Consider the following 9,556-nt stretch of genomic DNA (forward strand, 5'->3'; position numbering starts at 1 on the left):
TGGACAAGGGCTCTCAGCAGCGTGTTGTCGATGCGCGGTCGCGACGGTGTCCAAGGCTCTGCTCCAGCCGGGGACACGACAAGTTTGCGACCGCCACGCTTGCGGATCGCCATAGGAATGGAGACCGTTAGCAAACTGCCGTCGCGGCTGATCTCGCGGTTACTCATCAGGCGGCCCTATCCAGGTTTGGTCGTTCCCGAAGCTCGGTGATGACACTGGCTATGCCCTCGGTGCGAAGGCGGATGGAGATGCCGTCTACATCGACGTCGATGCGCTCGACCAGCAGCTGGATGATGCGCGCCTGCTCGGCGGGAAAGAGTTCCTCCCAAAGACTATCGAACTGAACCAGGGCGTCGCGCACCTCGGCCTCGCTGATCTCTTCACTATTGTCGCGCGCGGCCGCCCAGGTCTTCACAATCATCTCTGGGGAGCGCAGCAGGACGCGGACCTGATCGATCACTGCGGCCTCGATCTTGCCGGCAGGCAGGCGCCGTACCGTGCAGGTTTCCGGCCCGAGCTTCTGTACGCTGGTGGTGACGTAGTAACGATAGAGGCGCCCCTTCTTCCTGGTGTGGGCAGGCGTCATGGCGTAACCATTCGGCGCAAAGATCAGTCCTCTAAGCAACGCAGGTGTTTGCCGACGGCAGTGTCCTGCCCGCTTGCGCGGATCCTCGGCAATGATCGAGCGCACCTTGTCCCACAGATCCCGGTCGATGATTGCTTGGTGTTCGCCGGGATAACTCGTGCCCTTGTGGACGGCCTCGCCGATGTACACCCGGTTGCTGAGCAGCTTGTAGAGATAACCCTTGTCGATGGGCCTGCCGCCGCGGCTGGTGACACCCTCGGCGTTGAGGGTCCGGGCAAGCGTCGTCGCCGAGCCGACCGAGAGAAACCGCTCGAAGATGATTCGCACTGTTGCGGCCTCGTCCTCCTGTATGATCAGCTTGCGGCTTTCGACGCGGTAGCCGAGCGGCACGTTGCCTCCCATCCACATGCCTTTGCGCCGAGACGCGGCGAACTTGTCGCGGATGCGCTCGCCAATCACCTCACGCTCGAACTGYGCGAATGACAGCAGKATGTTSAGCGTCAAGCGCCCCATCGAGGTTGTGGTGTTGAATGATTGGGTRATCGACACGAAGGTGACGTCRTTGGATTCGAAGACCTCGACCAGCTTCGAGAAATCCGTCAGAGACCGCGAGAGCCGATCGATCTTGTAGACGACGACMACATCGATCAGCCCGGACTCGATAYCTTTCAGCAGGCGCCTCAGCGCCGGCCGTTCCAGCGTTCCACCGGAGATGCCACCGTCRTCRTAGYGGTCGGGCACGAGAACCCATCCCTCGGCCCGCTGGCTGGCCACGTAGGCCTCACAGGCCTCCCTCTGCGCGTCGAGGGAGTTGAACTCCATGTCGAGCCCCTCCTCGCTGGACTTGCGCGTGTAGACCGCGCAGCYACAAGGGAAGGGCTGTCGACGTACGGCAAGTCGCCAAAGAACTTGGTGTGCACTATGTGCTGGAGGGCAGCGTTCGGAAAGCCGGCAACCGGCTTCGTATCACTGGGCAGCTTGTCGAAGGAGTTGGCGGAACGCACGTCTGGGCCGGCAAGTTCGAGGGCGCGGTGGAAGATATCTTCGACCTGCAGGATAGGATGACTGAGAGCATAGTCGGCGCGATTGAGCCATCGATACGGCTCGCCGAGATCGAGCGTGCCAGACGCAAGAGGCCCGACAAGCTTGATGCGTACGACCTCTTTCTTCGCGCTCTGCCGCACACGGTAGCGAATACACCCGCCGACGTCGACCAAGCGCTGCATCTCCTCAGTGAAGCTCTGCGGCTTGATCCCGACTATGCCGTGGCGCACGCCTATGTGGCTTGGTGCCATCAGCAGCGTTTCCGCGACGGACACGCTCCAGAGGACGGGGCGGCCGTGCTCAGACACGCCGAGGCCGCTATCAGAGCGGGGGCGGACGATCCGCAAGCACTTAGCATCGCCGCTTTTGCCCGGGCGCATATCATCCATGACTTTGCAAATAGTATTGCGCTGCTAAACCAGGCGCTGGCAATGAATGGAAATTCGGCGCTTACCCTGCGTTTAAGCTCGATAATGCACGCGTACGGCGAACAATATGACCGCGCAATCGAGATCGCCATGATGGCGCTCAGACTGAGCCCTCTCGATCCGATGAACTATCACCCGTATCTCGCTCTGACGGTCGCCTGCTACTCTACAGATCGGTTTGAGGAAGCGGTCGGCTATTCGACTTCGGCAATCCAGATTAATCCGGGGTTCGGCCTCCTGCACGCTTTTCTGGTGGCGAGTCACGTCAAACTCGGCCGCCTCGACATCGCACGTGCCGCTGCAGAGAATATGTTGCAGGTCGCGCCGACCTTTACAATCGGCAACTTTGAGCGGCTCCGCTACATCCGCCGGGTTGATGAGGTCGCCGATGCGCTGCGCGTTGCCGGGTTTCCTGCTTGAGACAAATGGCGCTACCACGACCTCCAACACGGTCCGCCGAGATGTCTGCTTCCGGACGGGGGCAAAGTTCGCTTCTACGGCCGACATGCGGCGCAAAGCTGCCCTTACCTGCGCGCGAGAAGATCAGAGGAGGCAGTCGACCGGCGGGTAATCCATGCTGACATTGTGGCTAATTAAACGGCGCGCGATGACAGCGACTCCGGGCCTGACCAGGGTAGAGGCCGGAAGGCCCGCGAAAGCATAGCGTGGATGGTGCCGTCCCGCTCGACGGGGCCGGGCAACTTCGCCGCTCAGGCAGATTTCAGCCGAATTTCATCCGGTTGTCACGACGGCCAACCTGGCCTCCGGCAATGTGGCCAAAAGGATGAAAGGATTGATCATGACCGACATGCGAGGGGCAAGGCATTGGGATGAGAACAATTCCCGAAGCTTTCTCGATTACGGGCGCTATTTCGTCCCCGAACGGGAACGCCAGATCGGCATCATCGCCGATCTAATTCCTCCCGTGCAGGGCGGCCTGCTGGTCGAGCTCTGTTCCGGCGAGGGCCTGCTCAGCCGCGCCTTGCTGCAACGATTTCCGGACTGCAGGGTATTGGCGCTCGACGGCTCGGCGCGGATGCGCGAGCAGACGCGCGAGACCTGTCGCGACCACGCTGACCGCCTGGCCACTGCCGCGTTCGAGCTGGAACATCGTGACTGGCGAAGCTTTCCCGAGCCGCCGCATGCGATTGTCTCGTCGCTCGCCATCCACCACCTCGACGGGCGACAGAAGCGGATGCTTTTTGCCGACCTTGGGACGGCGCTCAGCCCCGGCGGCGTCCTCGTGGTGGCCGACATCGTGCGCCCGCCGGGCGCGGCCGCTCTCGCCATCGCGGCGCGGCAGTGGGACGAGGCGGTGCGTTCGCGGGCGCTCGCGATCGACGGCGACCTGGCCGCCTTCGCCGAGTTCAACCGCCTCGGCTGGAACTACTTCCGCAACCCCGACGGCGAGCCGATCGACAAGCCGTCCTCGCTGGCCGAGCAACTTTCCTGGCTGTCCGAAGCCGGTTTCATCGCGGTCGATTGCGCCTGGCTGTTCGCCGGCCACGCCATTTTCAGCGGGCTGAAAGCTTGATGTAAGAAGACAGTCATGGTGTCTTCAAGCGTGCGAGGGTAATGATCGACAGCCAGCCCGTCGCGAGCCGAATTGGGCTTGACGTCTCCCTGAGGGCGACATGACGACGTTCGAATTCTCGGGTCACAGGCTCGACCTGCGCAAAGGCAGGTTGCAAAGGGGCGGGTACGACGTCGACCTGCGCGCCAAGTCGCTCTCGTTGCTCACCTATCTCCTGGAGAATGCCGGTCGCGTCGTCGGCAAGGACGAACTGGTCGACGCCGTCTGGCCCAACATCGCCGTCTCCGACGATTCACTGACCCAATGCATGAAGGATATCCGCAAGGCGCTCGGCCCGGATGCGGACGGCCTGATCCGTACCGTGATGCGGCGGGGCTATGTGATCGACGAGGAGCGCGTGCGCCGCCTCGATGATCACCCCGCGGCCGGGGCCGGCGAAGGGTCCGCCGACGACAAGCCTTCGATCGCGGTGCTGCCCTTCGAGAATCTGAGCGGCGACCCGGCGCAGGACTATTTCGCCGACGGCATGGTCGACGAGATCATCACCGCGCTGTCGCGCATGCGCTGGCTGTTCGTCATCGCCCGCAATTCGAGCTTCGCCTACAAGGGGCAGGCCGACGGCGTGAAACGGGCCGGAGCCGAGCTCGGCGTGCGCTACGTGCTGACCGGCAGCGTTCGCAAGGCCGGCGACCACATCCGCCTTACGGGACAACTCATTGATCAGTCGTCCGGCAAGACGATCTGGGCCGACCGCTACGACGGAACCATGGCCGACGTGTTCGACCTGCAAGACCGGTTCGCCGAGAGTGTCGTCGGCGCCATCCAGCCCTCCATCCTGTCGGCCGAGATCGAGCGGTCGCGGCGCAAGCGGCCGGAAAGCCTCGCCGCCTACGACTACGTGCTGCGCGCCTTTCCGCTCGCCTGGTCGCTCGAGCGGGCGCAGAACGAGGAGGCCGGGACACTGCTTGAACGGGCGATCGCGATCGAGGCTGATTATGCGCTGGCGCTTTCGCTGCTGGCCTGGTGCCATCTGCAGCGTGTCACCTACCACTGGACCGAAACGCCGGCCGCGTCCCGGGAAGAGGGCCTGCGCCTGGCGCAGAAGGGGGCGGCGCTGTCCGGCGACGACCCGATGGTGCTTGCGGTGCTCGGCGCCGCGCATTCCTTCGCCCGCGACTTTGATGTCGCCGACATGCATCTGACACGGGCGCGCACGCTCGATCCGAATTCCGCCTGGGCCTGGCTGCGCAGCGGCTGGCTTGACGTCTATCGCGAGCGGCCCGAGGCGGCGATCGAGAAGTTCGAGCATTTCGAACGGCTGAGCCCGCGCGACCCGATGGGCTACATGGCCGAACTCGGCATCGGCGCCGCCCTTTTCATTACCGGGCGCTACGAAGAAGCATTGGTCATGACGCGGCGCGGGGTCAGCCGGCACCCTGGCGCCACCTGGGCGCTACGCTGGTTGGTGATGACGCTGGTCCATGCCGGCCGCAAGGATGAAGCCCGGCGCGTGTGCGGCAGGCTGCTGGAAAGCCATCCGGGGCTGACGGTCGCCACGATCTGGGACCAGCTGCCTTTCGAAGCGGGCACGCGGGAGCGCGTTGCCGCCAGCCTGCGCGAGGCCGGCCTGCCGGACTGATATCGTGTCGACGACCGGGGGCCGGTGCCCGCCTGCCGATTTCGTCACAATTTCCCTCGAGTTTCACCTGGGCCTCACGATCTCCGGCCGGGCGCCGACTAATCTCATCCTTGCTGTCGCTCAAGGGCAGTTCGAGGATGGAGACAACACCATGACCACGCTGGTTCCTTTCATCGGTCTCGCAGCCGATTGCCGGTCGCATGCTTCTCCCTCGCGGCCTTTCCGGATGCTGGCCGCCGTGACTTCGGCGCTGCTGTGGCTGCCGCGCTTCTGGAGGGCACGCAGGGACCTCGCCGCTTTTGCCGCCATGAGCGAATGCGAGCGTCGCGATATCGGCGTTACCGCCTTTGACATCGAAAATATGCTGGTATTGCCAGTTGACCGCGACCCCACCGAAGTGCTCGCGCGGGTCGTGGACGATCGCCGCCGTCGCCGTGAATCCTGAGCTCCAGACCCGCCAAAGCCGAAGGGTGGGCGCCATGAGCATGCTCTTGGGCGCCAGCCCGACGAAATGATGGCCAAACACTATCATCGCTTCCTGCCCCGGCTCGTCATGCTCGTAAGGATAGTTGGGGAAGCAGGCTTTCCAATTTCGACGTGCATCTTCTTGTGAGCTATATCTCCGGGGGTTTCGCGGTGGCTGTCGGCGCAGTTCTACCGGCTCTCGCGGCGCAATTTGGTGAGCAGACTTCGGCATGGAAGCTTCCGCGCCGTGCTGATGTTGTGGCTAATTAAACGACGTGCAATGGTCGTGAGCCGGTAGGATCGCTATCCTAGCCAGGGGCGAAGGGGGGCGATCATTTCATCCAAGTTGAAACCAAGGATGGGCTGAAGATAGTCAGCGCTCGGGCAATCCCGCCAGCTTCAAGCCTTCGACCACTTGGTCTGCCCATTCCGGCGTGTTCCGCAAGATAGGCAGCGACCGGAATCGCTCGATCGTGAAACTCGGCTGGGCGGCCAGGAGCTTTTGCGCAGCCCAGCGGGCGGTCTCCAGGTCGCCGCCCATCGCCGACCAGGCGGCGAGATAGCGATAGGACGTGATGATGTCGGGGTGGGCGGCGATGACGTCACGGGCGATCGCGACGGCCTGGGAAAGGGAGCCCGTCTTGGCCAAGGCGTAACCCATTCCCAGTCTCACGGCGAACGCGAACGGATCCATTGGGCTCAGCGCCATCGCTCGCTGGAACCGGTCCGGGGCCAGGGCGGCTTCGCCTCTGTAGATTGCGATCCAGCCAAGGCGTGCCCATGCCCAAGCATTGTTCGGATCGAGCATGAGCGCCTTTTCGATGAAGGTGGCGGCGCGCTCCTGGTCACCGCCCATGCTCAATGCCGCGCCGGCGGCGGTCAACGCGGTTGGATCGTCGCCGATCGAGCCGGCTGCTTCGACCGCCGCGACCGCCTTTTCCAGCTCGCTTTCCGGCTGCTCGGCCCACAGAAACACGGCGTTCGAGGCGTGGCACCAGGCCAGAAGCGCATGCGCGCGGCCATAGGCCGGATCGACCGTGATCGCTTTCTTGAGCAGCTCTATTGCCAGGTCGTTGGTGTCCTTGCGGCGGCCCCAAATGTTTGGATAGGCGCGCATGACGAAATCATAGGCCCTGAGGCTGGTCGGCGGCTTGCGCCTGGCCAGCTCGATCTCGGCGCCGCGGATGGCCGGATGGATGGCGCCGGCCACCTGCGCCGCGATCCTGTCCTGGAACTCGAAAACGTCCTCGGTCGCACCCTCGTAGCGCTCGGACCATAATTGTGTCCGCGTCTCGGCATCGACCAGCTGCACGGAAATGCGCAGCCGATTGCCGCCCCGCCGAACGGTGCCTTCGACCACGTAGGCGACGCTGAGTTCCCGGCCGACCTCGCGCACGTCGGCGAAGCGGCCCTTGTAGGTGAAGGCGGACTGGCGGGCGATGACGAAGAAGTCCCGGATGCGGGAAAGCGCGGCGGTGATCTCCTCGACAACGCCGTCGGCAAAATACTCGTCCTCCGCCCCGCCGAGATTGTCGAAAGGCATCACTGCCACCGACGGCTGGTCATGCGGTCTCGCCGGCGTGGCGATAGGCTGAGGCGGCTGCGCGGTGTCGTGTGCCGACGCGGTCTGGCGATTTCCGCCCCGCGTCTGCAGCGACGCCGCCAGTGACAGCGTCTGTGCCTCGGGTTCCACGCCCAGATGCTTCTTCAGCAGCGCGCGGCAGGTCTCGAACTGACGCAAGCCCGCATTTTCGTGGCCCCTCGCAGCGTGGATGCGCATCAAGGCCCGATGCGCCGGCTCGGCGGYCGGATCCGAGGCAAGCAGCCTTTCGGCGAGCCGTTCGCAAGCCGCTTCGTCCACGGATCCGGCTTCGGGCGGCGCGAGGCTCAGGCGCTCCACCAGCTGCTGCGCCTTCTGCCGGTATCTGACCTGGTATGGGCTGAACCATTCATCCAGTCCGTCCGGAATGGCCTCCCCCGCGAGCACATCACCGCGATAGAGGTCGGCGGCAAAGGCGAGGTCCGTCGTCCCGCTTTCGGCGAGCTTCCGCTCGAAGAGCCAGATGTCGGCTTCGTCCGGGCCGGCCGTCAGCGCAACCGTTTCCTGATCCCCGTCAATGGAAATGGCTGCATTGCCGGCGGCGGGAAACCACCGCCGGATGTCGGCCAGCGCCTGGCGCAGGCTGTTGCGCGACTGCGCATCGCCTCGTCCCGGCCAAAACCCTTCGCAAAGCCGTTCGCGAGTGGCGCCGCGGCGACCCGCCAGGACCAGGGCGGCAAAAAGCAGCGCCGACTTGCGCGTTGCGAAGCGGACGGGCTGGCCCTCTCCGGACATCACTTCGAGACCGCCAAGCAACCGGATACGCACGACCGCTCTCCAGATTTCGAACGCGCCAGCAGAATAGCATCTTCGCCGGTCGATTTAACGCAGATTTAACGGCGGTCCATCGGACTTCCCGCGATTGTTCACGCCCGGCTGAACAACCGCAAATCGCCCCCGTGACAAGCTGCGCCCGTAATCTGGAACAGGAGAGCAGAATGGCTCACACCGAAGCTCACGCAGAGACCCGCACATCGAAACACCGGCTGTTTGAGAGAGCGTCGAACAGCATGGCAGCAGCAGTCGCAGCCTTCACGGCCTGGCGGCGGACCGTTGCAGGGCGCAGGGCGTTAGCAGACCTGACGTCCGATCAGTTGAAGGACATCGGCTGTCAGGAGGTCCCCAGACCTACGTTCTTCGTCAGGGTCGGGGTCGGCCTCATGACGGACCTGATGTCGATGAGGTGAGGCAGAACCAGATGGCAAAGGCGCTGCGAGCGCCGCCGGTAGGCAGGCAGAGTTCAGCAAAAAATCAGCAGCCGTTCAGGACGAGAGGCAGCTCTTGGCGGCCATGCTTGCGGACCGCCAACGATATCTCGAAGGAGTTGGCGTGAGGGGCGCCTCCGAGCAATTGTGACCCGATTGATACGCGATTTGGCACGGCAGAACCAAATCGCCTCGCTGCTCGATGAGGTACGAGCCGGGCCTAGGTTTTGGGCGGACCGCAGCGTCCCTTGAGAATTGCAATCTCGGTTTCGTGGTCACCGCCTGACATTGAGGAGACGGGAACACCAATGAGAAACACGCCCAAGGCATCGCCAGTCGCGGCCTTATTTTGCTGATTGGACAAGAGGGCTAGTCGCTCTTTGTCCGCTTGCGTGCAGGCGCCGGCGTTTGGAACGCCTGCAATCTTGTCTGGCGGTGTCGCGAAGCCCACGAGTCCAGCCAACACGGAAATCGTCAAAGCAAATCGCGTCACAGTCCCCACCCCTTTTTATAGCCCGGCGGCAACATTGCGTAGTGGAAGACCGCGCGCAGGCCCGTTCGTCGGCAGATTCGACAACAAAATTCAAAAGGTGCATGATCTGGAGTGGTGTCGGGGGATACCTTCATGCATTGGCGTTGGTTTTCGACCGCAATAGTTGTGGCAATTATCTCAGGCTCCACTACTGACTATTTGAATAATTATGACGCGGTGACGCTCGCTGCAGGCGATTCAAACCACGCAAACATGCTTTTGCAAACGGTCGATCCGTTCAATCCGAATAGCAATAACACCCACATTGAAGGCGACGGTGCACGCGCCGTCGCAGCTTTCAACAGGTATCGAGGTGTGTCCTCTACCGGAGGCGCCGACCTGGACTGCGCAGGCGGCAAGGGAAACAATGCGGTCGTAGCCCCTGGGGTGCAAATCACGGGCGCTGATCCCAACAGGCTCGATGGTGATCACGACGGCATCGGGTGCGAGGGACGATAGATTGTCTCGAGCAAGGAAAAGAGCGCTAGGCTGGCTCGCCGTCATCGCGGTGGTAGCGTGGTAC

At 63.3% G+C, this 9,556-nt stretch carries 7 protein-coding genes and 1 pseudogene; 4 read left to right on the forward strand and 4 right to left on the reverse strand.

Annotation, left to right across the window (positions count from 1 at the left end):
• Window positions 1–166: 166 nt before the first annotated feature.
• Together ACXJ7R_RS16700 and ACXJ7R_RS16705 are read right to left on the reverse strand one after the other, a co-directional pair.
• Window positions 167–994, reverse strand: coding sequence for a recombinase family protein (locus tag ACXJ7R_RS16700; RefSeq protein ID WP_457152808.1), 828 nt, complete (start codon window positions 992–994; stop codon window positions 167–169).
• 6 nt (window positions 995–1,000) lie between these two features.
• Window positions 1,001–1,435: pseudogene (locus ACXJ7R_RS16705) on the reverse strand (recombinase family protein); the annotation flags it as partial.
• A 65-nt stretch (window positions 1,436–1,500) separates the two neighbouring features.
• On the opposite strand from ACXJ7R_RS16705, the gene ACXJ7R_RS16710 reads away from it, so the two are divergent.
• From ACXJ7R_RS16710 to ACXJ7R_RS16725, 4 genes are all read left to right on the forward strand, one after another.
• A complete protein-coding gene (locus tag ACXJ7R_RS16710; RefSeq protein WP_457152804.1) occupies window positions 1,501–2,478 on the forward strand; it encodes a hypothetical protein in 978 nt (325 codons plus the stop codon).
• A 379-nt stretch (window positions 2,479–2,857) separates the two neighbouring features.
• Window positions 2,858–3,592, forward strand: a complete 735-nt coding sequence (locus tag ACXJ7R_RS16715; protein ID WP_457152809.1) for a class I SAM-dependent methyltransferase — start codon at window positions 2,858–2,860, stop codon at window positions 3,590–3,592.
• A 100-nt stretch (window positions 3,593–3,692) separates the two neighbouring features.
• Window positions 3,693–5,231 carry a winged helix-turn-helix domain-containing tetratricopeptide repeat protein gene (locus tag ACXJ7R_RS16720; RefSeq protein ID WP_457152805.1) on the forward strand — a complete coding sequence of 513 codons (1,539 nt, stop codon included), beginning with the start codon at window positions 3,693–3,695 and terminating at the stop codon, window positions 5,229–5,231.
• A 151-nt stretch (window positions 5,232–5,382) separates the two neighbouring features.
• Window positions 5,383–5,676 carry a hypothetical protein gene (locus tag ACXJ7R_RS16725; protein ID WP_096454710.1) on the forward strand — a complete coding sequence of 98 codons (294 nt, stop codon included), beginning with the start codon at window positions 5,383–5,385 and terminating at the stop codon, window positions 5,674–5,676.
• Between the two features lie 393 nt (window positions 5,677–6,069).
• Here the strand turns inward: ACXJ7R_RS16725 and ACXJ7R_RS16730 are convergent, their stop codons facing one another.
• On the reverse strand, window positions 6,070–8,064 hold the full coding sequence (locus ACXJ7R_RS16730; RefSeq protein ID WP_457152806.1) for a BTAD domain-containing putative transcriptional regulator: 1,995 nt from the start codon (window positions 8,062–8,064) through the stop codon (window positions 6,070–6,072).
• A gap of 1,167 nt (window positions 8,065–9,231) precedes the next feature.
• A partial coding sequence (locus tag ACXJ7R_RS16735; protein ID WP_457152807.1) for a hypothetical protein occupies window positions 9,232–9,556 on the reverse strand: 325 nt, incomplete at its 5' end.

This window comes from Mesorhizobium sp. P5_C1, assembly GCF_054049815.1.

What these genes read in the sequence shown, in the direction of transcription:
- ACXJ7R_RS16700 (WP_457152808.1), bottom strand. Translation starts at nt 994, where the DNA reads ATGTGGATGGGAGGCAACGTGCCGCTCGGCTACCGCGTCGAAAGCCGC.
- ACXJ7R_RS16715 (WP_457152809.1), top strand. Translation starts at nt 2,858, where the DNA reads ATGACCGACATGCGAGGGGCAAGGCATTGGGATGAGAACAATTCCCGA.
- ACXJ7R_RS16720 (WP_457152805.1), top strand. Translation starts at nt 3,693, where the DNA reads ATGACGACGTTCGAATTCTCGGGTCACAGGCTCGACCTGCGCAAAGGC.
- ACXJ7R_RS16725 (WP_096454710.1), top strand. Translation starts at nt 5,383, where the DNA reads ATGACCACGCTGGTTCCTTTCATCGGTCTCGCAGCCGATTGCCGGTCG.